The 26789-nt window shown below is 40.1% G+C and carries 28 protein-coding genes; 22 read left to right on the forward strand and 6 right to left on the reverse strand.

Annotated elements, in window-relative coordinates; translation table 11 throughout:
- Positions 1–955: 955 nt before the first annotated feature.
- From GILLI_RS08525 to GILLI_RS08535, 3 genes are all read right to left on the reverse strand, one after another.
- Positions 956–1435, reverse strand: coding sequence for a UpxY family transcription antiterminator (locus GILLI_RS08525; protein ID WP_006988694.1), 480 nt, complete (start codon positions 1433–1435; stop codon positions 956–958).
- Positions 1436–1594: 159 nt separating this feature from the next.
- Positions 1595–1978 carry a response regulator gene (locus GILLI_RS08530; protein WP_006988695.1) on the reverse strand — a complete coding sequence of 128 codons (384 nt, stop codon included), beginning with the start codon at positions 1976–1978 and terminating at the stop codon, positions 1595–1597.
- 144 nt (positions 1979–2122) lie between these two features.
- The gene (locus GILLI_RS08535) at positions 2123–3142 is read right to left on the reverse strand and encodes a helix-turn-helix domain-containing protein (protein WP_006988696.1); all 1020 of its coding nucleotides are present in this window, start codon (positions 3140–3142) and stop codon (positions 2123–2125) included.
- 599 nt (positions 3143–3741) lie between these two features.
- Between GILLI_RS08535 and GILLI_RS08540 the strand changes: the two genes are divergently transcribed.
- From GILLI_RS08540 to GILLI_RS08600, 13 genes are all read left to right on the forward strand, one after another.
- On the forward strand, positions 3742–3921 hold the full coding sequence (locus tag GILLI_RS08540; protein ID WP_006988697.1) for a hypothetical protein: 180 nt from the start codon (positions 3742–3744) through the stop codon (positions 3919–3921).
- Positions 3922–4206: 285 nt separating this feature from the next.
- Positions 4207–4542 (forward strand): arsenosugar biosynthesis-associated peroxidase-like protein, encoded by a 336-nt coding sequence (locus GILLI_RS08545; RefSeq protein WP_006988698.1) that lies wholly within the window; start codon positions 4207–4209, stop codon positions 4540–4542.
- A 92-nt stretch (positions 4543–4634) separates the two neighbouring features.
- Positions 4635–5696, forward strand: a complete 1062-nt coding sequence (gene arsS, locus GILLI_RS08550) for an arsenosugar biosynthesis radical SAM (seleno)protein ArsS (protein WP_006988699.1) — start codon at positions 4635–4637, stop codon at positions 5694–5696.
- Between the two features lie 125 nt (positions 5697–5821).
- Positions 5822–6505: a TIGR04282 family arsenosugar biosynthesis glycosyltransferase gene (locus tag GILLI_RS08555; RefSeq protein WP_006988700.1), complete on the forward strand. Its 684-nt coding sequence runs from the start codon at positions 5822–5824 to the stop codon at positions 6503–6505.
- A gap of 102 nt (positions 6506–6607) precedes the next feature.
- Entirely contained in the window at positions 6608–9823 is a 3216-nt protein-coding gene (locus GILLI_RS08560) for a SusC/RagA family TonB-linked outer membrane protein (RefSeq protein ID WP_006988701.1), read from the forward strand.
- Between the two features lie 94 nt (positions 9824–9917).
- Complete coding sequence (locus tag GILLI_RS08565; protein ID WP_006988702.1) at positions 9918–11366, forward strand: SusD/RagB family nutrient-binding outer membrane lipoprotein; 1449 nt, start codon at positions 9918–9920, stop codon at positions 11364–11366.
- A gap of 136 nt (positions 11367–11502) precedes the next feature.
- Positions 11503–12837 carry an SLC5/6 family protein gene (locus GILLI_RS08570; RefSeq protein ID WP_006988703.1) on the forward strand — a complete coding sequence of 445 codons (1335 nt, stop codon included), beginning with the start codon at positions 11503–11505 and terminating at the stop codon, positions 12835–12837.
- On the forward strand, positions 12822–13649 hold the full coding sequence (locus GILLI_RS08575) for a metallophosphoesterase family protein (protein WP_006988704.1): 828 nt from the start codon (positions 12822–12824) through the stop codon (positions 13647–13649). The genes GILLI_RS08570 and GILLI_RS08575 overlap by 16 nt, the downstream gene beginning before the upstream one ends.
- A gap of 27 nt (positions 13650–13676) precedes the next feature.
- Positions 13677–14174: a rhodanese-like domain-containing protein gene (locus tag GILLI_RS08580; protein ID WP_006988705.1), complete on the forward strand. Its 498-nt coding sequence runs from the start codon at positions 13677–13679 to the stop codon at positions 14172–14174.
- Between the two features lie 22 nt (positions 14175–14196).
- A complete protein-coding gene (locus tag GILLI_RS08585) occupies positions 14197–14811 on the forward strand; it encodes a TIGR04282 family arsenosugar biosynthesis glycosyltransferase (RefSeq protein ID WP_006988706.1) in 615 nt (204 codons plus the stop codon).
- Between the two features lie 3 nt (positions 14812–14814).
- Positions 14815–15627, forward strand: coding sequence for a purine-nucleoside phosphorylase (locus tag GILLI_RS08590; protein ID WP_006988707.1), 813 nt, complete (start codon positions 14815–14817; stop codon positions 15625–15627).
- Between the two features lie 81 nt (positions 15628–15708).
- Entirely contained in the window at positions 15709–16524 is an 816-nt protein-coding gene (locus GILLI_RS08595) for a DUF547 domain-containing protein (RefSeq protein ID WP_006988708.1), read from the forward strand.
- A gap of 7 nt (positions 16525–16531) precedes the next feature.
- Positions 16532–17218, forward strand: coding sequence for a TIGR04283 family arsenosugar biosynthesis glycosyltransferase (locus GILLI_RS08600; protein WP_006988709.1), 687 nt, complete (start codon positions 16532–16534; stop codon positions 17216–17218).
- Here GILLI_RS08600 and GILLI_RS08605 read toward each other — a convergent pair.
- Both GILLI_RS08605 and GILLI_RS08610 read right to left on the reverse strand, forming a co-directional pair.
- Positions 17208–18245, reverse strand: coding sequence for a glycoside hydrolase family 113 (locus GILLI_RS08605; protein ID WP_006988710.1), 1038 nt, complete (start codon positions 18243–18245; stop codon positions 17208–17210). The two genes, GILLI_RS08600 and GILLI_RS08605, sit on opposite strands and share 11 nt — an antisense overlap.
- The gene (locus GILLI_RS08610) at positions 18235–18900 is read right to left on the reverse strand and encodes a DUF547 domain-containing protein (protein ID WP_006988711.1); all 666 of its coding nucleotides are present in this window, start codon (positions 18898–18900) and stop codon (positions 18235–18237) included. Before GILLI_RS08610 ends, GILLI_RS08605 begins: the two co-directional genes overlap by 11 nt.
- A gap of 158 nt (positions 18901–19058) precedes the next feature.
- Between GILLI_RS08610 and GILLI_RS08615 the strand changes: the two genes are divergently transcribed.
- Both GILLI_RS08615 and GILLI_RS08620 read left to right on the forward strand, forming a co-directional pair.
- Positions 19059–20363, forward strand: coding sequence for an NAD(P)/FAD-dependent oxidoreductase (locus GILLI_RS08615; RefSeq protein WP_006988712.1), 1305 nt, complete (start codon positions 19059–19061; stop codon positions 20361–20363).
- A complete protein-coding gene (locus tag GILLI_RS08620) occupies positions 20360–21937 on the forward strand; it encodes a 4Fe-4S binding protein (RefSeq protein ID WP_006988713.1) in 1578 nt (525 codons plus the stop codon). The genes GILLI_RS08615 and GILLI_RS08620 overlap by 4 nt, the downstream gene beginning before the upstream one ends.
- A gap of 165 nt (positions 21938–22102) precedes the next feature.
- Here GILLI_RS08620 and GILLI_RS19240 read toward each other — a convergent pair whose 3' ends face one another.
- Positions 22103–22492: a DUF2784 domain-containing protein gene (locus tag GILLI_RS19240; protein WP_006988714.1), complete on the reverse strand. Its 390-nt coding sequence runs from the start codon at positions 22490–22492 to the stop codon at positions 22103–22105.
- Between the two features lie 162 nt (positions 22493–22654).
- Between GILLI_RS19240 and GILLI_RS18540 the strand changes: the two genes are divergently transcribed.
- The 7 genes from GILLI_RS18540 to GILLI_RS08650 all read left to right on the forward strand — a co-directional run bounded on the left by GILLI_RS18540 (position 22655) and on the right by GILLI_RS08650 (position 26783).
- On the forward strand, positions 22655–22810 hold the full coding sequence (locus tag GILLI_RS18540; protein WP_006988715.1) for a hypothetical protein: 156 nt from the start codon (positions 22655–22657) through the stop codon (positions 22808–22810).
- Positions 22811–23325: 515 nt separating this feature from the next.
- A complete protein-coding gene (locus GILLI_RS18100) occupies positions 23326–23544 on the forward strand; it encodes a hypothetical protein (protein WP_006988717.1) in 219 nt (72 codons plus the stop codon).
- A 148-nt stretch (positions 23545–23692) separates the two neighbouring features.
- Positions 23693–24001 carry a hypothetical protein gene (locus GILLI_RS18390; protein WP_006988719.1) on the forward strand — a complete coding sequence of 103 codons (309 nt, stop codon included), beginning with the start codon at positions 23693–23695 and terminating at the stop codon, positions 23999–24001.
- Entirely contained in the window at positions 23998–24153 is a 156-nt protein-coding gene (locus GILLI_RS18545) for a hypothetical protein (RefSeq protein ID WP_006988720.1), read from the forward strand. The genes GILLI_RS18390 and GILLI_RS18545 overlap by 4 nt, the downstream gene beginning before the upstream one ends.
- Complete coding sequence (locus GILLI_RS18550) at positions 24150–24305, forward strand: hypothetical protein (protein WP_006988721.1); 156 nt, start codon at positions 24150–24152, stop codon at positions 24303–24305. Before GILLI_RS18545 ends, GILLI_RS18550 begins: the two co-directional genes overlap by 4 nt.
- Before the next feature lie 313 nt (positions 24306–24618).
- Entirely contained in the window at positions 24619–25311 is a 693-nt protein-coding gene (locus GILLI_RS08645; RefSeq protein WP_006988723.1) for a glycosyltransferase family 2 protein, read from the forward strand.
- A complete protein-coding gene (locus GILLI_RS08650) occupies positions 25311–26783 on the forward strand; it encodes a cellulose synthase family protein (RefSeq protein WP_006988724.1) in 1473 nt (490 codons plus the stop codon). The genes GILLI_RS08645 and GILLI_RS08650 overlap by 1 nt, the downstream gene beginning before the upstream one ends.
- Positions 26784–26789: the final 6 nt, after the last annotated feature.

The raw sequence follows: 26789 nt of genomic DNA on the forward strand, positions 1-26789 counted from the left end.
GGATTCTTCCTCGCCCAAAAGCTCGTTCAGAATGACAGTAAGAACAAAAGTTTTTCTGTTTTCCCTTTAGCGTTTAGGCGGTAGGCCTTTTTTTGCATATAGCTTATAGCTTTAGGCTTATTGCTTTTTCAGGCTGTAGGCTGTGGGCTGTAGGCTTTCTTTTTGCTTATAGCTTACAGCTTAAGGCTTATAGCTTTTTTGGCTGTAGGCTGTGGGCTGTAGGCTTTCTTTTGCTTATAGCTTACAGCTTAAGGCTTATAGCTTTTTTTGGCTGTAGGCTGTAGGCTGTAGGCTGTAGGCTGTAGGCTGTAGGCTGTATGTAGGCTGTAGGCTGTAGGCTGTAGGCTGTAGGCTGTAGGCTGTAGGCTGTATGTAGGCTGTAGGCTGTAGGCTGTAGGCTGTAGGCTGTAGGCTGTAGGCTGTAGGCTGTAGGCTGTAGGCTGTAGGCTGTAGGCTTTCTTCCTTCGTTGCACTCAGGAAGACAAAAACTCCCCGGCTTGTCATTCTGAACGCAGTGAAGAATCCCACTTACTACCAGGGCGAATCATGTTTGAAAGACGATACAATTTTCAGTGCTCATCTTCCTCTCCCCTCGTCTCTACGTCCCACTTTCCTTTCGTCTCCTCTTTGTTTTTTATACTTCACCCACACCGTAGGGATTCTTCCTCGCCCAAAAGCTCGTTCAGAATGACAGTAAGAACAAAAGTTTTTCTGTTTTCCCTTTAGCGTTTAGGCGGTAGGCTTTTTTTTTGCATATAGCTTATAGCTTTTTTTGGCTGTAGGCTGTATCTAAGCTATGGGCTTTTTTTGGGAGGGACCTGTCTTTTCCCGCTTTACCCCTGCCCTATAAAGGGTGGCGGGAAAAGTGTTCTAACAAAAAAATATGTGGATATTAACTATATCAAACTCCCCCTTAGGGGGCTGGGGGGCCGGCTTGGGGCGGGGGGCTTTACAATTAACCTTCCAGGGCTTCGCTTAGCTTCACATTCACCACAAACCCCATGGAACTTAGAACAAGACGAAGTCGTTTGTTCCCTATTTCTTTAATAACGGCCTCCTGGCCTTTAAAGTTTCCGGTTGCGATGGTGATTTGGTCCCCGGGTGTAAGATGCCCGGTTTCAATTTCTTCTACCCTGCCATTATCAAGCCAATGCTTTAAAGTTTCAATTTCGGCATCGCGAACAACAGCGGGTTTGCCCAACCAGTATAGAAACCGTATCACTCCGTGAACCTGGAATACCTTGTCGCGACTCGCGGCAGGGAGCCTTACAAATACGTAGGATTTAAAGAGCGGGGTTTCGACCTTCTTTTTGCGATCGCTCCATTGCCGCACTTCGGTGATCACAGGACAGTAGGCCTCGATCTCCAATTCTTCAATTTCCCGGCATACCCTCTTTTCCCACCGGGGTTTTGTATAAATAACATACCACTGCATAAAATTTGTCTTGCTAAAGTTGCATTTATATCACGGTGAATTCCGAAGTAGGGTAAACACAAAATGGTTGTGCCGGAAAAGTACGACCGGATACTAAAATTAGATCAAGGTCAAATTTATAATAAATTAGACTGAAAACCCGATGCACTCCACAAAAATTTAAGATTTTTCCCCTAGCTCCCTGAGCTTGGCTACGCTTAGTGGCTTGCTAATAAATCCAGAAACCTCGGGAATGGCTTCGGCTTTGTCCCTGTCTGAAAACGAAATGGAAGAAGTTACTATATAAATGCTGGTTTCACTGCCTAGTTGAGGACGGTGCTCTTTGAGTTTGCTCAAAAATTCCCAACCATCCATCCCGGGCATATTGATGTCCAAAAGGATCAAATTGGGAAGCGGTATCTCTGGGTCCTTAAGTTCTTCCAAAGCTTTATAAGCATTTTCATAGCACAGCACATTTTCAAATATTCCGGCCATGGAAATCATCTTCTTTACAATGATCTGGTAGATCTGGTCATCATCTATTACACAAATACTTCTTGTCATATAAAATACACTTTAACTGTGGTACCTTTTTCCGGTTGGCTTTCAATCGCTATTCTTCTATTCGTGCATCGATTTGATTTTTGTTCATAAAGAGGCCAGCCTTAGATTTCGTTCCTCCAGCTGCGGAGCAAATTCCTCAATACCCTAGTCTTCAGGTTTTTTTGTTTTCAAAAAATACTTCGGATTAACCCCATATTTTTCCTTGAAGATCTTGGAAAAATAACTTCGGTTGTTTAGTCCTATTGCCAAAACGATCTCTGAAATATTCTTTTCTGAAGCTATTAGCATTTCCTTGGCAGCCTCCAGTTTTTGATGTTGAATATATTTGTTCACCGTAAGGTCATAAACATATTTAAAACCTTCCTGAAGCTTGTTAACGTTGGTGCCTGCTTCTTTGGCCAGACTTTCAACCGTTAGATTGGTGGACAGATCACCCTGAATTCTTTTGGCGACATAATCCACTTTTTGAATGTCTGATTTTCGTAAAATTTTAGGCAATTTTTCTACCGATTCATCATCCTGGTATTGCGCGATTTGAATAACAAGCATGTGATAGGATCTCCCTTCCAGATAAACCGATCTCAGGAAACCGGTGAATTCTTTGGTGTTGATATCTTCCATAATATCTGCTGCCTTCAAACTATAATTTCCCTGATAGAAAAATTGCTTCTTGGATACTTCATCCTTAAACAATTCCTGCAAGGTAGGATCCAGATCCATAAAGTTATAATTGGTACGATGCGAAAAGGAAGACCTTATTATTTCGAGACTGGAAACATGAGTTTGAACATATGCTTTAAATTGTAGCACATGCCCGTTATAACCACTGCTTGAAACTATAATGTTTTGAAAAGCATCCATGGGATGCAGGATCTCATCCTCCTGGAAGTAGTGGGTCACTGTCCCTTCTGAACAAAAAATGAATTTAAGCGGATGTATGGTGTTTAAAGAAAAATAGATCTCTACATCTTCTTTAAACTTGCAGCAATACGATATTATACCCATTCCCGAGTCGAAGCTTGAACCTCTTATAAAACCCTCCCCAAATTCTTCGGGGATTAGAATGGTAAGTTCTCCACTTTCATCTCTAACAGGTGTGTCCAGTTTAACTGATATATCCTGAATAATATCCTTAATAGGTAAGGTATTTACATCAATTCGCATAGAAATAAGGTTCCTGGTTTAAACAAACGGTTTGATTTTCAATTTTAAGAATTGCCAAAATTAAACCCTCTTTTATCATAATTAAAGTTTTTACTCACAATATATGCAAACAAAATATGCAAAAGGTGTTTTTTTATAGATAAAGTAGAACCTCCACTCTCTTTAAAAGAGGTGCATTTTTTTTAATAAGCGTAAGATAAATTTGAATAGCGGTAAACCAATTTGATTAATAGTAAGTTATTTACCATTCGATACTAAGTATTGATTTATTCGAGCTTCTATTGGAAATGAATTACCTCTTAGTAAACTCAGGAGGTTTCAAAAAGGAAAAAAAAATCTAAAATCGAAATCCAGGTAACGGGGAATTAATTCCAGATGGTATTAAAAGAATTGATTATGGAAATTTTATTTATAGCACTGGGACTGGAAATCATTTTGGTTATTTTTCTTGGGATCTTTTTTTTCAGAAAATTCATCAAGACCCGCAAAGACAGAAAACGATAATTCCAATTTCCAAACCACCTGCTTTGTTTGTTAAAATGATTCTTTTTAATTTCTTAACTTTATAATTCTGGTTATTGAAACTTAAAATTAGAATCATGAGTAAAGAAAGCGATAAATCGACTCCGGTACCAACTGCGCACGAGAAGGAACATCGCAGAAATCAATCTACGGAAACTAAAAGGTATAAGCCAAAATTCAATCTCCTTATAATTCTGGTATTTGCCATTATAGCTTTATTGATTATCGCTGCTTTTGCTGGTTTGTTAAAATTTTAGTTTCTACCTTCCAAATAAATTCCGGCTCTTTTCTTAATTGATTATAACCAATTATTATATTATGGGATTTTTTTTGTAGAAGAGTCTCCCCGAAATGGAATTAGGAGCATAGCATTTAAAGATAATTCTTCATCCTTTATTTTTAAAAAACACCTGAAATCGAACAAATTCCACCTTTTTTTTCCATCCTATTATTTTACCTTTAGCCTCATTTTAAAACCAAAACCACCTTTATACCGTAAGTTTTATGGAGGTGTACCGATTAACAATAAATAAACCTTTACTATGTCTAAACCTTATTACGACCCTGCCGATCTTAGAAAATTTGGAAATATCACCGAATGGAGCGAAGAACTTGGAACTAAATTTTTTGATTATTACGGAAAAGTATTTGAAGAAGGGGCGTTAAGTGCGCGCGAAAAATCCCTGATAGCCTTAGCCGTTTCCCACGTGGTGCAGTGTCCTTATTGTATAGATGCCTATACAAAAGATGGATTGCAACGCGGGATAGCCAAGGAAGAGATGATGGAAGCAGTGCATGTAGGTGCCGCCATAAAAAGTGGTGCAACCCTGGTTCACGGGGTTCAAATGATGAATAAATATGAAAAGTTATCTATGTAGGCAGCTTCTAAAAGTTAGGAATTACTCATGTAGAAGTCGGTTATCACCACGCATAGGGAGAAACCTGGTAAAAATTTTGAATTAAATAAAATATGGCTTTATTAAAATCGTTGGCAGCAAGAGAAGATGATCTTTCCAAACCTGCCAATCAACTTAAATTTTTAAGCAATGGAATTTTTAAGGAAGGTGGACTTCCTTTCTTCAAAGACAAGATCGCCCAAACCGGGAACTTTCCATTAAAACCTAAAAAGCTTGAGATCCTTCAGTTAAATCTTGGTTATATGTGTAACCAGGTTTGCTCACATTGCCATGTAGATGCCGGCCCGGATAGGAAGGAAATCATGACCATTGAAACCATGCAGCAATGCCTGGAAGTGATTAAAAATACCGGCGCCCATACCCTGGACCTTACCGGGGGAGCTCCGGAGATGAACCCTAATTTTAGGTGGTTTGTAGAAGAAGCTTCCAAAGCCGGAATAAAAGATTTTATCGTTCGCTCCAACCTCACCATTATTTTAGCCAATAAAAAATACCACGATCTTCCTCAGTTCTTCAAAAAACACAAGGTACACGTGGCCTCCTCGTTGCCTTATTACAAACGCGAGAAGACAGATAAACAGCGCGGTAGTGGTGTTTTTGATAAATCCATCAAGGCGCTACAAATGCTTAACGATGTAGGTTACGCCCAGGAAGGAACAGGTTTAAAACTGGATTTGGTTTATAACCCCTCGGGAGCGTTTTTGCCAACGAACCAGGCAGAGTTGGAACAGGATTTTAAGGTTGCCCTAAAAGAGGATTTCAATATCGATTTTAATAGCCTTTTTGCAATTACAAATTTGCCCATTAGCAGGTTTCTGGAATATTTGATCGCCTCTGAAAATTATGAAGATTATATGTACTCTCTTGTAGAGGCCTATAATCCAGCGGCGGTAGAAAATGTAATGTGCACCAATACCATTTCTATAAGCTGGGATGGATGGTTGTATGATTGTGATTTTAACCAGATGTTGGGATTAAAAGTGGACAGCAAAGTGCAACACATTAGCGATTACAATGAAGACCTTTTAAACAACCGAAACATTATCATTTCCCAACATTGTTACGGATGTACCGCTGGTGCAGGAAGTAGTTGCCAGGGAGCTGTAGCAGAATAACTATGCCCCGATACAATTTTGTTTTAGGATTTTTTAAATTTATTTAAAACTCTTAGCTACAAAAAGCACTTGGCAAACTTAGGCTTGGAGCACAACGAAAAATTTAGAATTTGGAATTTTAAATATTGAATAACAGTACCGCCATACTCATTTTTGCCAATTCGGGGCAGCAGGAAGGAATTTCTAAACCTTTCCAGAGCTCTCAATTGCTTTTTGACGAACTGAACCGCAAAACCATTGCGAAGGTTGAAAAAACAGGGCTGCCTTATTTCCTATTTTCTGAAAATGAGCAGGTTGGAAATAGCTTTGGTGAGCGTTATACCAATGCAATCCAGGCTATTTATGATAGAGGATATGAGAATGTAATCACTATTGGTAATGACACACCACAGCTACAAGCAGGCCAATTACTTAAAACTGCCAGGCTTTTAGAAACTAAAAAAATTGTCTTGGGACCTTCTAAAGATGGTGGGTATTATTTGATGGGGTTACATAAATCTCAATTTAATGTACAAACATTTTTAAAACTGCCCTGGAAAACATCCCGCTTAACACAGCGCATCGCACGACTATTTTCAGCAAAAAACATACAGGCCGTTTTTTTGAAAGTACTTCAGGATATAGATACGGTTTCGGATGTTAGATCATTATTGAATAGCTTCCGAAAACTCACTAAAACCTTACTTTCAATTTTGCGAACCGTCGTTTCTGAAAGCTCGCAAATCTTTTCAGAATATTTATTCTTTTCATCTTCATTTCAGAAGAGAAGTCCCTTCAACAAAGGGTCTCCCCTATTGCTTCCTATTTAAAACCAGATGTATGTCCCCCCGAGCGCAGTCGAGAGGTCATTTAAATTTCCTACTATTTCAGGGAGTTCCCTATTGCGTCTAAACAAACAATTTATAGATTAAATGAAGCAATTATACATTGCCGTATTGCTGTTGTATTCAGCCATCGCTTTCTCACAAATCACGGTTACAGGTACTATAAAAAATGCCGTAACCAACGAACCTATCCCCTTTGCCAATGTGGTAGAAGCAAAAACCGCCAATGGAACCACATCCGACGGCGATGGAAATTTTAGCATTGAGATTTTGAACAAAAATGCTGTTTTACAATTTTCAGCCATTGGGTTTACCAGCCAAAATATTACTGTTGGTACTAGCACCCAAATCTTTGTACAACTTACGGAAAGTTCTGAGGGTCTGGACGAAGTTGTTGTGACAGCCCTGGGTATTAAACGCGAAGAAAAAGAATTGGGCTACGCGGTGCAATCCTTAAAAGAAGGAGAAATTAACGATGTAAAATCCGTGAACTTTTTAGATAACCTTTCGGGGAAATTAGCTGGAGTTTCAATTTCACAAGGCGCTACGGGCGTTGGATCTTCTTCTAAAATAACCATTAGGGGAGAACCTTCTTTTAGTAATAACAATCCGTTATTTGTTGTAGATGGCGTGCCTATCAACAACCAAACAGTCTTCAATTTCACCAATGAAGCCGCTGCAGGTTTTCAGGAAATAGACTTTGGAAACGGAGCGATGGAAGTAAATCCGGACGATATTAAAAGTGTCACAGTCCTTAAAGGCCCTAGCGCCGCCGCACTTTACGGAACACGTGCCTCCAACGGGGTAATTGTTATTGAGACAAAAGATGGCCAAAATAGTAAAGGACTAGGAATAAGTATCAATTCCTCTCTATTTGTTGATACAGCCTTTAAATTACCTGAATTTCAAAACGAATTCGGGCAAGGAAACTCTGGCCAATTTGCCTATGTAGACGGACTTGGCGGTGGTTTAAATGACAACATCACCTATTCCTGGGGACCACGATTGGATGTTGGGAATTTGGTCCCACAGTTTGACAGCCCTGTTACTTTACCGGATGGGACGGTGGTTCGCGGTGGGGACACATCGTTGTACAACGGTTTGCCTATTACTCCCACCCCTTTTAACTCGCATCCCGATAATCTGAAAGATTTTTATCAAACTGGAATCACAACCATCAACAACGCATCGGTTTCTAATGGTTTCGGAAATGGAAATTACCGCCTGTCTTTCACCGATTTGCGAAGTGAATCTATTATTCCCGGTGTGAATCTAGACCGTCAAACGGTGAGCACTAAACTCCATTTTGAACCAACCGATTTAACCGAGGTAAATGCCTCGATTAGCTATATAAATTCAGGCAGTGACAACCGTCCGTCCAACGGCTACGGAAGTGAAAATGTAAATTATTCGTTAGTAGCCTGGGGGCCTCGTTCTTTAAACATTGATAACTTGCGAAACTACTGGCAGCCCGGTTTAGAAGGTATTCAGCAGTATTCCTTCAATTATACGTTTTTTGACAATCCCTACTTTATTTTGTTGGAAAACCGAAACAGTTTTGAGCGTGACAGGGTATTTGGAAATATAGCTGTAAAACAAAAAATCTCTCCAGAATTGAGTATTACCGTTAGAACCGGGATGGACTATTCTTCTGAAAAAAGACGACTCCGCAGAAACTTCAGTAGCAACCGTTTTCAGCGCGGTGGTTATGCAGAGCACGATGTGTTTTACAGGGAAATAAACACAGATTTCTTACTAAATTACATCAAAGATCTCGGGGATTTCAGTTTGGATATTTCAGCAGGCGGAAATAGATTAGACCAAACCGCTTCCACCAAACAATCCCAAACGGTGAATTTGGCGCAGCCAGGAATTTTCAACTTGAATAACGCTGCTTCCCCCATTGAAGTCTTTCAATTTGACTCCAAAAAACGAATCAACTCCCTTTACGGAGTCGCGAAATTTAGCTACAAAGATTTCCTTTTCTTAGACATTACGGGTCGTAATGACTGGTCTAGCGCTTTGGCAACGCCTTTTTCGGCAGATGGGGCTTCCTTCTTCTATCCTTCGGCTTCTACAAGTTTTGTATTGTCTGAACTTGCCGAATTACCTTCGGCTATTTCATTTGCAAAACTACGTGCCAGTGTTGCACAAGTTGGAAACGATACGGGAGCTTACCAAACTTCGGGTGCTTTTGTTTCTCAAACACCATTTTTGGGACAACCTACCTTTAGTGATCAAAACTTGATTCCGAATGCCAATTTACGTCCCGAACAAGTAACCTCGTACGAAATTGGTGCAGACATTCGCTTCTTTAGAAGCAGATTCAATTTTGATGTAACCTACTACAATGCGTTAACAGAAGACCAGATTATCTCATTGCCCATCGCAGTTTCTTCGGGATACAAACAGCAAGTTGTAAACGGAGGAAAAGTACGTACCCAAGGGGTAGAAATAGTAACAGGAATCACACCTGTGAGAACTAATAATTTTACTTGGAATTCTACTTTTAATTTTAGCACAAACCGATCTGTGGTGGAAAGCTTGCCACAATCTGATGGCCGATTGACGCTAGCCTTCAGCCGAATTTACGACAGTGCCAACCAAACCGTTTGGTTTCAAGTGGAAGAAGGTGGCCAAGTGGGCGATATCTATGGAACCGGTTATTTGCGTAACGAAAACGGCGATTTCATTGTAAATTCTGAAGGAAAATATATCGCCAATAACGAACTACAGAAATTAGGGAATTACAATCCAGATTTTATGCTGGGTTGGAACAATGAATTTCAATACAAAGAATGGGATCTAAGCTTTTTGTTAGATTGGAGACAAGGCGGCGAAATCGTGTCTAGAACAAGCGCTTTGGGTAACGTAGGAGGACAATTAGCCGAAACCGCTAACCGACCTTTTTCAGGAATTGTAGCGCAAGGGGTTGTAAATGTTGGTACTGCTACAAATCCTCAATATACACCCAATACAACGGCAGTTTCCGCCGAGAGCTATTACCGCCAATTTTACGATAGAAATCACGAGGAGAATACTATTTACGATGCATCTTATTTAAAGTTGCGCCAGTTCTCCATAGGCTATTCTTTCGATATCAAAAAGGGCATTTTGGGATTAAAAGAGGGAGCAGATTTAAAAGTCTCGATTATTGGTAGAAACTTATTTGCGATTACTGAAAACCCGCATTTCGACCCAGAACAATTGGCCGTGCAAGGCACTGGTTTTGTAAGTGGCGTTGAAGATATGAGCTATGCAACCAGCAGAAGCATAGGAATTAAAGCAGGGTTAAATTTTTAAAAAATATAGCGCTGTCCGTTCGAGTGCCTGCCAGCCCGAAAGAAATTCCATTTTGGCGGGCGCTCAACCGGACATAGTGAATAAACCTAAAATAATGAAAACAATACAAAAACTATACTGCCTACTTTGCCTAATGATCGTGACGTGTGGCTGTACCAAAGATTTTGAAGAAATAAATACGAATCCCAATAATCCAAACAGCGTACAACCTGGCTTCCTGCTGCGCCAGGTGATTTATAATTTTGGGGATGAAATGAGCTTTGAAGGCTTTGTAGCTGGCGATCTATTATCGCAACATCGCACCGCTTTAGACTTTAACCTATTTGACCGTCACGCGTTAAAATCGCCGCAATTGGGCGGCAACCCGTGGCCCATATTTTACACCAATTTGCGCGACAACGAAATTATTCTAACACAGTCGCGCGAGGTGCAAACCTTTGCTGTTTATGAAGGTCCTGCACTTATTTTGAAAGCATATATGGCCGCAGGACTCACAGATTTGTTTGGCGATGTTCCCTATTCCGAAGCTTTTAATGGCGTAGCCGGTTCTGTAACTCCAAAATACGATTTGCAGTCGGCCATATATATGAATGAAGGCGGGATTTTAGACAACCTGGACAAAGGAATTGCAGCAATAAATAATTACGACGGCATCATTGGTTTGGAAGGAGATATTTTGTTTGGCGGTAATTTAGATCAATGGGTGACTTTTGCCAATTCGTTAAAAATAAAAGCATTGCTTCGTATTTCGAATAAAGTAAATGTTTCATCTAAAATGCAAGCCGTATTCAACACGGGTAATTATTTTAAGGAAAATTCGCAAAACGCCGTTTTCAACTTTACCAATACAGACCCCAATAGTTTTAGATTGGCACAATTGCGTATTGGCGATTTTAACAACTTTGTGTTGTCAACAACCATGGAAGACGTTCTAAAAGCCTTGAACGACCCAAGGATTACCGAATTTTTCCGCCCTACTGAAAGCAGCATGGGAATCGAATTTAAAGGTTTAATAAACGGAATTGACGCATCCAGCACATCTGTAGAGTTAGCTGAATTATCATTAGCAGGAACCTCATTTCGTGAAGACACCTCAACCCTGGATGCCAATTTTCTCACTGCCTGGGAAACGGCTTTTAATCTGGCCGAAGCAGCCGAAAGAGGATTGATTTTGGCAGATGCACAAAGTTTATACGAAAAGGGAGTAACTCTGGCATTTCAATATTGGCAAACCGAGTTACCTGCAGATTACCTATCCGGGCCCGCGGCTTACGATGCACCTGGGACCACCCCAATTCAGCAAATCCTTACTCAAAAATGGATCGCAAACATCATAAATAGTTACGAAGGTTGGGTAGAATGGCGCCGTACAGGCTTTCCAGAATTTTTACCCATAGCGGCGAGCCTCAACAATGGATTAATACCAGTAAGAATGCCCTACCCTGCAGAAGAAGAAGCATTGAATGCAGAAAATTACCAACAAGCCGCTAACGCAACCAACGAAAACGATGTGAATGCACCTGTTTGGTGGGACCAAAATTAAAAAGGAACCAGGAATCAAATGAAACAAGACTCATCATTAACCTTTAACAAAACACATATTGTATTGATTCATGGTTCGTGCATAAAGCAAAGCGAACGGTTGTGGGTCCTTTCAGTCTTTTTTTGAATACTACTATATGAACGTACAACTCTGGCAATGGATGTTAATCATCGTATCAAGTTTGATACTGTTTTTACTATCACCATACGCCAAGAATACAGACCAGTTTTTTAAGGCGACACATAATAAAAAAGCTCCGAGCGCACTTTGGCTCACTGGAAGTTTGATTATTTCCTGGATATTTGCCAAAAGCATTACCAACGCTGCTAACCTCGGGCTGGATTTTGGAATTGTGGGTGGTGTTGCCTACGCAGGATATTATCTTTCGTTTGCTGTAGCGGGAATCTTGATTTATCAGCTACGGGTAAAAGGTGGTTTTAAGAGTATACATCATTTTTTGACCAGCAAATTTGGGAAAGGAGCGATGGCCTTGTTTTCAATATTGATTGCCATCAGGCTTTTTAATGAAGTTTGGAGTAACACTATTGTTATTGGCACCTACTTTGGTGAGCAAGGAAGTGATCCTTATTATTGGTCCATTTTGGTATTTACGGCATTAACATTAGCCTACGCTTTAAAAGGCGGCTTGAGCAGTTCTATTTTTACAGATGTGATTCAAATGGTTTTGTTTTCGGTATTGCTAGTTATTATTTTAGGAGCCATTTTTTCCACGGAAGAATTCACGGTGAAACAAGCAGCAACTTCTGGAGTTTGGAGTTTTGAATTGGGTCTCAATTTATTTTTTGCAGCAATTATCCAATCATTCAGCTATCCGTTTCATGATCCCGTGTTAACCGATAGAGCCTTTTTAAGTTCCCCAAAAGTAACCCGAAAGAGCTTTTTATGGGCAAGTTTATTAGGTGGGATTTGTATCGTGCTTTTTAGTTTGATAGGGGTATATGCGCAAAGTCAGGGAATGAACGGTCAGGCTGCGGTGGAAGTGGGGAAAGCCTTTGGGGTGATTGTTTTATTGGTTATTAATTTTATTATGATCACTTCAGCAGCCTCTACTTTGGACAGTACGTTTTCATCTTTTTCAAAGTTACTATCAGTAGATCTTAAAATGGGAACTAACCTTAGGTTTGGTCGTGCTGCAATGGCGGGAATAGCTATTATTGGCACGATACCCGTTTTTTTAGAAGCAGAAATACTAAGTGCCACTACCATTTCGGGAACCATGGTAATTGGCTTGACGCCCGTTTTTCTATTCTGGAATAAAAAAGCACCCAAAATCAGCTTTTATTTAAGTGTTATCTGTGGCTTGGTTTTTGGTTTTTTATTAGTCTTCGATGTTTTTCCAAAAACCTTTATTTTTACTGAAGGTAAATACGCAGACCTGCTTTGGGTGAACGTGTGGGGCATTTTAAGTTGTATCATTTTATACCTAATACCGTCGTGGATAAGAAAATAAAAAATATAGGCTCGATTTCAGGAAAAGTGCTGCTTTTTGGCGGTGTGTATAGCAATTTACAGGCCTTGGAGAAATTGAAGTCTATTGCCGAAAATTTAAATATTTCGCCAGAAAACTGCATCTGTACTGGCGATATTGTTGGCTATTGTGCCCAACCCGAGGAAACGGTGCAGCTTTTTAAATTATGGGGGGCGCAGAGTATTTTGGGCAATGTTGAAATACAGTTACGGGAGGGTGCGCAAGATTGTGGCTGCGATTTTAGGGAAGGCTCCCGTTGCGATGGTTTTTCGCAATTATGGTATCCATATGCGCAAAGCAAACTTTCAAAAAGCTCCATCGGGTTTATGGCGGGTCTGCCAAATCATATTCAGTTTGACTATGCTGGTGAAAAAGTGGTGGTGTTACACGGCGGGTATGAAAATGTTTCAGAGTTTATATTTAAATCGACACCTTGGGAACGAAAGCTAATCAATTTTGAAACGACTCAAAGCGATGTGATAGTAGCTGGCCATTGCGGAATCCCATTTCATCAAACAAAAGATGCTAAAACCTGGATTAACCCAGGTGTGATTGGGTTGCCCGCGAACGATGGAGAACCTCATGTTTGGTATGCTATTTTGAATGACGATGGAGGAAAATTAGGTTTTGAGCATTTCAGTTTTGATTATAACCATAAATTAACGAGTAAATTGATGCAAAACGGACTATTACCCGAAGAATATTCCCGGACCATTATCACAGGAATTTGGGACAATACAGAAATTTTACCACCCGTGGAAAGCGGTTTGCAAGGGTTTGGTATCCAATGGTAAGTTCGTTATGTCTGAAACATTAAAAATTTGAAAAATCTGCTCTACATAGTATTATTTATTTCCTCGTTTCAGAGTGTTGCTCAAAAAACGTTGGATGAGCTGTTGCAGCAATACAACACCAGAAGTATTCCCTATATTTCTGTTGAAGAATTAAAAATGTTTCAGCAAAACAAGGATCTCGTGCTACTGGACGCCAGGGAACCGGAAGAATTTAAGGTAAGCCATATCAAAGGGGCTGTTTTTTCAGGATATTCCAATTTTTCTGCGGAGGCGATTTCCCAATCGATCAAAGATAAATCTGTCCTAATCGTAGTCTATTGTTCCCTCGGAATTCGTTCCGAAAAAATTTCAGAAAAACTCAAAGCCGAAGGATATTCCAATGTCCGGAATTTATACGGCGGTATTTTTGAATGGAAAAACAAGGGTTTTGCTGTGTTTGATTCTGAAGGAAAGGAAACCGAAAAAGTCCACGCCTATTCCAAAAACTGGTCTAAATGGCTCACAAAAGGCGAGAAGATCTATTAAAACCTCAACCAAAAATATACCCGTGAATACTAAAACCAAAGACCTTCTTATAATATTTACCAGAAATCCAGAATTAGGCAAGGTAAAAACCCGACTTGCAAAAGATGTGGGAGATGAGTCCGCACTGGAGATCTATAAGTTTTTACTGAAACATACCGTTTTGATAACCAGCGACCTGGACGTCCATAAGGAGGTATGGTTTTCTGAAGAAATTGGTAAGGACCATCTCTGGGACTCTTCGGTTTATTCTAAAAAACTTCAAAAGGGAAAAGATCTTGGAGCCAGAATGCAGTATGCATTTGAAGCAGGTTTTGATAACGGGTTCAGGAATATAATTATTATTGGCAGTGATATGTACGATCTGGAAACCGAAGACCTGGAAAATGCTTTCAGGATTCTGAAAAACAAGGAATACGTTATTGGCCCGGCAGCAGATGGAGGGTATTATTTGCTGGGAATGCGCAATCCCGAACCAAAGATCTTTAAGAACAAGCAATGGGGAACTTCTTCGGTACTCCGGGAAACTTTAAATGACCTGAAAGGAAAAAATATAGCTTTAACCGATTTGCGCAATGATGTAGATCTTTATGAGGACATAAAAGAACACGAAGATTTTCAGAAATTTTTCAAAAAATAAACTATGCTAAACGAATTACAGGAAACCACTAAATATCTAAAAGCAAAGGGTTTCGACAAGCCCGAAATAGGGATTATCCTGGGCACAGGACTGGGACAATTAATAGGTGAAATTGAAATTGAAGCGGAAGTTAGCTACAACCACATCCCCTACTTTCCTACTGCCACGGTAGAATTCCATAAGGGCAAGCTCGTTTTTGGAACACTGGCAGGAAAAAAGGTGATCGTAATGCAGGGGCGTTTTCATGTGTACGAGGGTTACACGATGCAGGATGTAACCTATCCTGTGCGGGTTATGCACCAACTGGGAATTAAAAAACTGTTGGTTTCCAACGCTTCCGGCTCTGTAAACCTCAATTATAAAAAAGGAGAATTGATGCTTCTTGATGATCATATCAATTTAATTGGAGGTTCCCCTTTGGCTTTTAAGGGAGTGGAACACATGGGAGAACGCTTTGTGGATATGAGCGTCCCATATGATAAGCCTATGAACGATCTATTTGAAAAAATCGCCAAAAAACAGGATATCATACTGCATAAAGGAGTCTATGCAGCAGTCCTGGGACCTCAGCTGGAAACCCGGGCAGAATATAGGTATCTTAAAATAATTGGGGCAGATGCAGTAGGAATGAGCACCGTACCGGAGGTAATTGTAGCGAATCACTTAAAGCTTCCTGTTGCTGCGGTTTCTGTAATTACCGATGAGGGAAACCCGGATGACCTAAAACCCGTAGATATACAGGAGATCATCGCCATAGCTCAAAAAGCCGAACCTCAAATGATCCTCCTTTTTAAAGAATTGATCAAATCGATTTGAAGAAATTGTTTTAACCCTGCCAATAGCATCCCTTTTTGGGGCACTAGGCTTTCTATTATTAACAACATTAAATATCCACTTATGAAAAAATTTCTTTTAAGCGCCGGTGCTCTCCTTATTATAGGAATCGCCTTTTTTGCTTTTAATGGATGTACACTTTTATCGGCTGCAGGATTGAGCAGCAAAGGGCTTTCTGCCAAGGAAGCTCCCCGGCAACTCACTTCCACCACCGCAAATTCATCTGTAAATCTGGATCATAGCGGCTGGACTAAATTGCTTCAAAAATATGTGGATAGCAATGGAGATGTAAATTATAAAGCTTTTAAAAATGACCGAAAGGAACTGGATAAATATTTGAATATGCTTTCTAAAAATATACCCGACAACACCTGGTCTGTTCAGGAACAGCTGGCGTACTATATCAACCTTTACAATGCCCATACGGTAGCGCTCATTCTGGATAATTATCCGTTAAAAAGTATCAAAGACCTGAGCGGCCCCTGGACCAAAGCCATAGTACCAGTTGGGGACGTAAAGATGTCTTTAGGGGGAATTGAGAACAGTATTCTAAGAAAAATGAACGAACCACGAATACATTTTGCTATTAATTGTGCTTCAATATCCTGTCCAAAATTATTAAATGAGGCCTATACAGCAAGAAAAATAAATGAACAATTAGACAGGGTAACGAGGGAGTTTATCAATTCAGACAAGAATAACATCAAGGAAGGATCGGCTCAAATTTCATCAGTTTTTGACTGGTATAAAAAGGATTACCTGGTACACGGGGTAGGTTCTGTACGGGAATATGTAAATCAATATTCAGACATTAAGATCAAAGAAGGAGCTACAATCACCTTTAAGGATTATAACTGGAATTTGAACGAACAAAAATAAGCGGAAGATGATAAGTATTATCATACCCGTATTAAATGAAGAGGCGCAAATTTTAAAGCTTTTAACGCTCCTTGGGGAACATTCTTCTAAATTTATTCATGAAACCATTGTAGTAGATGGAGGAAGCAGCGATAGAACTGCACAACTCGTTGAAGAAAAATCTCAGGTAATCCTCATCAATTCTGAAAAAGGCCGTGCCAGGCAAATGAATGCAGGCGCTAAAATTGCAACTGGAAAGATCCTGTATTTCCTTCATGCAGATTCTGTTCCGCCGAAGGATTTTGATCTTTTTATCACGGAAGAATACAGGAATCTAAATAAAGCCGGTTGTTTTTGCATGAAATTTGACAAGGATCATTGGTTGCTTAATTTGATGGGGTGGTTCACAAAGATCAATCATAAGGCTTGCCGGGGTGGGGACCAATCCCTGTTTGTAGAAAAACAACTGTTTGATGAAATAGGCGGTTTTGATGAATCCTTTATCGTGTATGAAGACAATGATCTTATTGAAAAATTATATCGAAAAAATCAGTTCGTGGTTATAAAACAATGGCTTACAACCTCCGCCCGCCGGTATGAAGAATACGGGGTTTGGAAGGTGAACTACCTGTTTTTCAGGATTCACTTAAAAAAATGGTTTGGAGCCGGACCGGAGGAATTGCATTCCTATTATCAACAAAAAATCAATTCCTGAGCAGGCCGCCGTAAAATAGTTTCACTACGCTTTCTGCAGGTTTATTTTGAGGGGTAAATTGATTGTTTTCAAGGCCTCCCGCAAGCTCATGATCGTGATGCCATTTCCATAAAAAGCCTCCCGCAAACCAGGGTTCAAACCAAAATTCGGCATACAATGCTTCCAATGCATCTGCCTGTAATTCGTTATTATTCCCGGCAATATCCCTGGAGGAATCCCAGGGTGCCTTTGTAGCAAAATCAATATTTCTATAGCCGTATTCTGTAAATAAAATGGGTTTATCTACCGTTTTGGATAGATTTTTCAAGACTGATTTGTGCGGAGCCCAGGCTGTTCTTAACTCCGACAAAGAGGGGGATTTCCCCTCATTTAGTGGAAAATAGGCATCCACTCCAATAAAATCCAGCGATTTCCAAAATGGAACCTCCTCAATTTTATCCCAATTTTCGGCATAGGTTAAATTTCCTTTATAAATAGTCCTGATTTCAGCGATTAAAGCAATCCAGAATTCAGGTCGTGTCTTTACAAAACCGTGCAGTTCTGTACCTATTGAAAAATAGTCAATTTGCTGCTCCTGTGCCAGGGATGCAAACAACATTATAAAATCTCTATAATACTGTTCAAAAAGCACCCAATCCTTTTCCGATGACATATTAATAGCACCTGTAAATTCACCTCTCCGTATCCAAATCTGGGGTTTTAACATCACCTTGAGTCCGGAATTTTGAAGTAATTGAATGGCCTCCCTGGCACCCTCCCGGCGTTCCCCATACCATTGCAGCTCCAGGTTAAATTTTAAATCGGGGCTACTTAAACCTTCCAGAAAAGCAAATGGCATTACCGCCACGGTATTAGCGTTTACATTCAAAATTGGCGTAATATCCTGGGAGGTAATTTTATCTCTGGATGCCACCAGGCTTATCCCATTTATTTTTTCTGAAGGCGCTTGTGCCTGACACGATGTTAAGATCTTAAAGACAAGAAACATCAGCAAAATATATTTCCAATCACTTCTTCTAATACTCATTAAGTTCCCAATTGTAGGTATAAAATCCAATCTCCATAGTTTTAGGGATCGCGGTTTTTCGGTATTGATTCACATAATCTATCAATGATTTTCCGCCTTTGGTGAAATCATCATTAAACCATTTCATGATCTCAGAAAAGAGGACCTTATCATTTTTAAGCTGAATAAATTCAGGATTATTAAGCGTTTTTTCTGTTTGACGCTGAAGTTGCTTTTCTAAAGTTTCCGTTTTATAAGCTTCCGGAATTAACGGTGGACAACTTTTTGCAGCACATACCAAAACAAAATGAAAGCGGGATTCCGCCGGGAAATTTCCAAAAAGGATCTTATGTTCAACCTCATCTAAAGTTACCGACTGCTGACCCAGACTATGCTTCTGCACATCAAAAAATCCCTTTACATCCAAAGGAGATGTTACAGGATAATTTTTTATAATACCGTCAATCACTGCAAGGTTGTAGGCATTGATCCAAAAGGCCTTAAATTCCTGTTCGCTATAAGGAGAAATTTTTATTTTTTTTGCTTCTGCCAGCAATTCATTTAAAAGCTTGGGATTCTTCTCGATTTCTGCGTACTTTACCTTTCCATTTACCACATAGGCACTAAAAAAAACATCGGCTTTGTTAAAAAAAGAGGTGCTATTTTGAGCGCACATTGTGAAAGGAATTAACAAGAGAAGGAGGATTAGTTTCTTCACAATTGATTTTTTTTATAAGGTTATAAATAAAACGGCGACCAAACGCACATCGCTTAAGTCGAATAAACTTTTTTTTACTAACCTGTTCAGCTTATTTTTCCAAAAATAGATAAAATATGGAGCATATTGTAATTATTGGGAACGGTATATCGGGAATAACCGCTGCAAGGCATATCCGGAAACATTCCGATAAAAAGATTACCGTAATTTCTGCCGAAAGCGACTATTTCTTTTCCCGTACCGCCTTAATGTATGTATATATGGGCCATATGAAATGGGATCATCTTAAACCTTACGAAGACTGGTTTTGGAAAAAAAACAGATTGGAATTGAAAAAAGCCTATGTTTCAAAAATTGAAACCGATACTAAAACGCTTCATTTCCAAGAAGGCGGTAGTATGACATACGATAAGCTTATTATTGCTTCCGGATCCACCACCAACACCTTTGGTTGGGAAGGTTTGGAAAGTAAAGGTGTGTTGGGGATGGTGACCAAACAAGACTTGGAGCAGATTGAAACATACGCCCCAAACAATAAGGAGTGTCCACGAGCAGTGCTCATTGGAGGCGGTTTAATAGGCGTAGAACTAGCCGAGATGCTACGCACCCGAAATATTGAAGTCACCTTTTTAATTCGTGAAGAGAATTTTTGGGATGCCGTACTCCCCGAAGGTGAAGCGGCGATGATTTCCCGTCATATAGAATCGCACGGGGTTGACCTTAGAAACAATACTAACCTCGACAAAATTATAGCTAATGATGAAGGCAAAGTGCGCGCTATTATCACTAAGGAAACTGGCGAAGAGATATCCTGCAGTATGGTGGGTATTTGCACCGGGGTAAAACCAAACATTACCTTTTTAGAAGGTAGCGGCATTGAAACAGACCGGGGTATTTTAGTAAACAGAAAACTAGAAACCAATATACAAGACATCTACGCCATTGGCGATTGCGTCCAACAACGGGAAGCCATTGGCAACCGTAAACCAATAGAAGCTGTTTGGTATACTGGAAGGATGATGGGAGAAACCGTAGCGCAGACTTTATGCGGCAATCCGTTTGAATACAATCCTGGCCATTGGTTTAACAGTGCCAAGTTTTTTGATATCGAGTACCAAACCTACGGATGGGTTTTTTCAGACAAAAAAGAATATGAAGCTCATTTTCACTGGCGTCATCAAGATGATACTAAATGCATCACGATTGCCTACAATAAAGATACCCATGAGTTTTTAGGCATTAACACCTTCGGAATACGAATGAAGCACGAAGTTTTTGACCGCTGGCTGAGTGAGCATCAAAAAGTAGATTTCGTTATAAGAAATTTAAAACAAGCCAATTTCGATCCCGAGTTTTATAAACACTACGAAAAAGATATCTTTAACAGCTTTAAGGAAAACCTTCAACAGCCCCAGCTATGAGTAAAATAGAACATAATATGTCCATGACCGGAGATGCCCCGGCTTCAGTTTCCACAACTCAAAAAATAGCTTCGGCTCTAGGCCTGCTGGGATTATTCATTCTTTTATTGGCTCTTACCAATGTCGATTTTCCCAATAAAACCCTGTTTCTTAGTCTATCCCTGGGGCTCATTGCCGCAGGAACCATCGTTTTTGCAAACGATGCATATAGGGGAAAACACGCGGGTATTAAAAACGATGGAGTCTGGCTTAAAGCATTTACAAATCGTGGATTATCGGCCTGGGTTATAGGGATTGGGCTTACGCTTTTTTATATAGTTCTTTATTGGTTTCCAGAGTATCTGGGATTAAATAGCGAAGGAGGAAACACAGGTGTTATTTCCCTTTTTGACCCCCTTAGCAAGCTTATAAATGGTAATCCGGCCAGCCAGTGGTTTGTTTACGGAACGCTCTACACGCTTGCCATACTCGTATTTGGCTATAAATTTATCCTGAAATACCGCCATAATAACTACGAGATTTTAAGGACATTTTCTGTCATGTTCTTTCAGCTGGGATTCGCATTTTTAATTCCGGAGATCCTTATCCGTTTAAATCAGCCGTATTTCAATCCCGCGAATCTCTGGCCCCTGAACTATGACCTGTTTGCAGGATATAAAATAGATGAATTCTTTTCTTCCGGTACTTTAGGTTTGATGATGTTCGCATTTGGAATACTTTCAATATTTGTGATCTCCCCTATTTTAACCTATAAATACGGAAAACGCTGGTATTGTTCCTGGGTTTGCGGTTGCGGCGGACTAGCGGAAACCGCCGGGGACCCGTATAGACACTTATCAGATAAATCGCAATTTGCCTGGAAAGTAGAACGTTGGGTGATCCATAGTGTATTGGTTTTTGTGGTGGTTATGACCATTGCGGTGGTATACTCCTTTCTGGGAGATGACTCCAAAGATACCTGGCTCACACAAGATGTTTTCCTGTGGGGAGCGGCAGGATTTCTAACCTTGGTTTTTGCACTTATTATGATCTTTAAAAGACAGGAACTTGCCAAAGATGCTAAATATGGAGCCATTGGATATTTTGTGATCATTACCGCTATTATTGGGATGAACTATTTTAGCGGGAACAATCAAATTTTCTTTTTCCAGGGATACCAGTTACGCTCGTGGTACGGCTTTTTAATAGGAGCAGCATTTTCCGGGGTGATTGGGGTTGGTTTCTATCCCATTTTTGGCAACAGGGTGTGGTGTAGATTTGGATGCCCAATGGCAGCAGTTTTAGGAATGCAGCAACGCTTATTTTCAAAATTCAGAATTACTACCAACGGCGGACAGTGTATTTCCTGCGGAAACTGCTCTACTTATTGCGAAATGGGAATCGATGTGCGGGCGTATGCTCAAAAAGGGGAAAATATAGTGCGTTCCAGTTGTGTTGGTTGCGGAATATGTTCTGCGGTTTGTCCACGGGGTGTTCTGAAACTTGAAAACGGATCCCAGGATGGAAGGATCAATTCTGAAGAAGTTCTGCTGGGAAATGATGTGGATCTTATGGATTTTCTCAATCAGAAATAGTCATAAAACATTCGAAGCTGTTTATATCCTATTTGAAAGTCTCCTGGTTTTTGCAGAACGTTTCCTGTGGCTTAGGTTTACCTTTACCCAATAATTATAATTGAATGCAACAAAATATAAAACAAATTATGGGTTCAAGGTTTAAAATTTTGAACCTTGAACTTTTCACTTTTTTGAAGTTGATCCTGATGTAATGAAATTCACCCAGATCGAACAGATCAAAGCGACAAGTGTTAAGGATAAGGTTAATATTTCAACTAAATTTTCATCTGGCATCCAACCGGAAAAGGTTTTAATTAAAAAAGCTATATAGCTGTTTGGCATTTCGGTTTCTCCCAGTTTCCTGAGAACGTCGTAATGCCAATCGGTAAGAAAACAATAGCCAAAGCCTTTCCAGAATCCCAGGACCACCCAGGAAAAAAGTGTGATGACCAGACTAAAAAAATGAAGCTTCCTGGTCTTTGGAAAGATCCATCCAAACAAATTGAACAGCACAAGCAGGCTGTGAAAAGTAAAAAAGAAATAGTTAAGAAGTTTGAGCAGAAATAATTCCATTTTCAAAGGTACCTTAAACACTAAAAAGATAATCAATTCAGGGAAATTCTCTACTTATATAAAAAAGAAGAACTCAATTTATATTGAATTTATGTGGATTATCCCTTGATAATTTTGATGAAAATTTTGCAGGATTCTTCCTCGCCCAAAAGCTCGTTCAGAATGACAAAAACTCCCCGGAATGTCATTCTGAACGCAGTCAAGAATCCTGAGTATTCATTGGGCGAATCATATTTGAAAGGTGATAAAAGTTTCAATACTCCTACCATCGCCCAGGCCGTAGGGATTCTTCCTAGCCCAAAAGCTCGTTCAGAATGACAAAAACTCCCCGGAATGTCATTCTGAACGCAGTGAAGAATCCTGAGTATTCATTGGGCGACTCATGTTTGAAAGACCATAAAAGTTTTAATACTCTTACCATCGCCCAGGCCGTAGGGATTCTTCCTCGCCCAAAAGCTCGTTCAGAATTACAAAAACTCCCCGGCATGTCATTCTGAACGCAGTGAAGAATCCTGCGTATTCATTGTGCGAATCATATTTGAAAGGCCATAAAAGTTTTAATACTCGTACCATCGCCCAGGCCGTAGGGATTCTTCCTCGCCCAAAAGCTCCTTCAGAATGACAAAAAGGGGGGATTGCTTCTTCAGAAAAACAACACAAATGGAATGGCTCGTATACAATTACAAAAACTCCCCGGCATGTCATTCTGAACGCAGTGAAGAATCCTGAGTATTCATTGGGCGAATCATATTTGAAAGGTGATAAAAGTTTCAATACTCCTACCATCGACCAGGCCGTAGGGATTCTTCTCTCGCCCAAAAACTTCCTTCAGAATGACAAAAAAAGGGGGGATTGATCGTTCAGAAAAACAACACAAATGGAATGGCTCGTATACAATTACAAAAACTCCCCGGTATGTCATTCTGAACGCAGTGAAGAATCCTGCGTATTCGTTGGGCGAATCATGTTTGAAAGGCCATAAAAGTTTCACTACTCATACCATCGCCCCGGCAGTAGGGATTCTTCCTCGCCCAAAAGCTCGTTCAGAATGACAAAAAATTCCCGGCATGTCATTCTGAACGCAGTGAAGAATCATGCGTATTCATTGGGCGAATCATGTTTGAAAGGCCATAAAAGTTTCAATTCTCTTACGCTCGCCCAGGCCGTAGGGATTCTTCCTAGCCCAAAAGCTCGTTCAGAATGACAAAAAATTCCCGGAATGTCATTCTGAACGCAGTGAGGAATCCCGCGTATTCATTGGGCGAATCATATTTGAAAGGCCATAAAAGTTTCAATACTCGTAACATCGCCCAGGCCGTGGGGATTCTTCCTCGCCCAAAAAGCTCCTTCAGGATGACAAAAAATTCCCGGAATGTCATTCTGAACGCAGTGAAGAATCCTGCGTATTCATTGGGCGAATCATGTTTGAAAGACCATAAAAGTTTTAATACTCGTACCATCGCCCAGGCCGTAGGGATTCTTCCTCGCCCAAAAGCTCCTTCAGAATGACAAAAACTCCCCGGAATGTCATTCTGAACGCAGTGAAGAATCCTGAGTATTCATTGGGCGAATCATATTTGAAAGGTGATAAAAGCTTCAATACTCCTACCATCGCCCAGGCCGTAGGGATTCTTCCTCGCCCAAAAGCTCCTTCAGAATGACAAAAACTCCCCGGAATGTCATTCTGAACGCAGTGAAGAATCCTGCGTATTCATTGGGCGAATCATATTTGAAAGGTGATAAAAGCTTCAATACTCCTACCATCGCCCAGGCCGTAGGGATTCTTCCTCGCCCAAAAGCTCCTTCAGAATGACAAAAACTCCCCGGAATGTCATTCTGAACGCAGTGAAGAATCCTGCGTATTCATTGGGCGAATCATGTCTGAAAGGCCATAAAAGTTTCACTACTCGTACCATCGCCCAGGCCGTAGGGATTCTTCCTCGACCAAAAGCTCGTTCAGAATGGACAATAAAAAAGACCCAAAATTACCATAGAAAATTTTTTGTTTCTTCATGTTAGTACACCCGATAAATAACGTCTTATATTTAACGATTGAAGCAAAGCGCAAATCTCAATATTTCTGTTCCAGGAAATTAAATAAGGTAAGCCTGAAGTTAAAGTTTTAAATGAGTTTTATAATAAAAGTAATTATCCCGGCATATAACGAAGAAGCATCCATAGGGAAAGTTATAAAGGAAATTCCTTCATTTGTTTCAGAAATCATTGTGGTAAGCAATAATTCTACAGATCAAACCTCCCAGTTTGCCCAACAAGCCGGCGCTACCGTTTTACACGAATCAAAAAAAGGATATGGATATGCCTGCCTGAAGGGAATGCACTATATAGCAAACCAAGATTCCAAACCGGAGATCATCGTTTTTCTGGATGGGGATTACAGCGACTATCCGGCAGAAATGTATAAAATTATCGCCCCAATCATAGAAGATGATATGGATCTTGCAATTGGAGCAAGGGTAAAACACCTGCGGGAAAAAGGATCTATGACCTTCCCTCAAATTTTTGGAAACTGGCTGGCAACGTCCTTAATGAAATTATTTTTCAGTGCAAATTTCACGGACCTCGGGCCTTTTCGTGCCATGAAATACGAAAAGCTACTCGCCTTGAATATGGAAGACAAAACATACGGCTGGACGGTAGAAATGCAATTAAAAGCAATTAAAAAAAATTATAAATACGTGGAAGTTCCCGTTCATTACAAAAACCGGATTGGGACGTCAAAAGTTTCAGGAACAGTAAAAGGGGCTATCTTTGCCGGAGTGAAAATTTTAAGTTGGATTTTTAAATATAGTTTCAAATAATGGATCTTGCGATTATCATAATCTACACCCTCGCATTGTTGCTGATTTTCATTTACAGCATTTCTCAATTGAGCCTTCTTGTGAACTACCTGCGATCCAAAAAGCAGGAAGACACCTCGGTTAAATATAATCTCAATAATCCCCGGGAGATTCCTTTGGTTACAATTCAATTACCCTTATACAATGAACTTTATGTCACGGAACGCCTTCTGGAAAATATTTCCAAAATGGAGTATCCACGGGAAAAACTGGAAATCCAGGTGCTTGATGATTCTACAGATGAATCCCTTGGAAATACCGCTGCCCAGATCCTGAAATTACAAAAAACAGGATTGGACATACAGCATATTTGCCGCACGAAGCGTCTGGGCTTTAAAGCCGGGGCCCTAAAAGAAGGTTTGGAAACAGCAAAAGGAGAGTTCATAGCTGTTTTTGATTCCGATTTTCTCCCTAAGAGGGACTGGTTGTTACAAACCGTTCCCTATTTTAAAGATCCTGAAATAGGCGTGGTTCAAACCCGCTGGGGGCATATCAACCGAAACTATTCCATGCTTACCAAAATTCAGGCTTTTGCGCTGGATTTTCACTTTATCCTGGAACAAACCGGAAGGAATTTTGGCAAGCATTTCATCAATTTTAACGGTACCGCAGGCATATGGAGAAAAGAGTGTATTTTGAATGCCGGCAACTGGAGCGGAGATACTTTAACCGAAGATCTGGATTTGAGCTATCGCGCCCAGATGAAAAAATGGAAATTTAAATACCTGGAAGATGTAGAAACCCCTGCAGAACTTCCGGTGGTGATAAGCGCAGCAAGATCTCAGCAATTTAGGTGGAATAAAGGCGCAGCAGAGAATTTTCAGAAAAATTATTCCCGGCTTTTATTTGATAAATCCCTGACTTCCGGAACAAAATTTCATGGTTTTTTTCACCTTTTAAATTCCAGTATGTTCCTGCTTATATTGCTTTTAGCAGTATTAAGCGTTCCTGTATTGTATATCAAAAATTCCAATCCGCAATTTAGCGGGTACTTTAATATAATTGCCTTTTTTGCGCTAAGCACCCTAATCTTCTTTTTCTGTTACTGGATCACCTACAAAAAGATCCATGGTAAGGGAGTAAAAAATTTCTTTGGATTTATTGTGATGTTCATCACCTTTTTCTCTGTAGCTATGGGATTTTCAGTACATAATTCTATGGCTGTTCTGGAAGGGCATTTTGGAAAAAAGAGCGAATTTATTCGTACACCAAAATTCAATATTCACAGCCTCAAAGATTCCTGGAAAGGCAATAAATACCTTACTAAAAATCTGTCGTTCAATGTCCTTATAGAAACTGGCCTCTGGCTGTATTTTGGTTTTGCTATTTATAGTGCCTTTGTTTTAAAGGATTTTGGCCTATTGATATTTCACCTGATGCTGTTTGCAGGTTTTGGATTTGTAGTATTTAAATCCCTGAGTGCAAAAGCTTAAATAGAT

The sequence above is a fragment of the Gillisia limnaea DSM 15749 genome (assembly GCF_000243235.1).
Classification (GTDB): domain Bacteria; phylum Bacteroidota; class Bacteroidia; order Flavobacteriales; family Flavobacteriaceae; genus Gillisia; species Gillisia limnaea.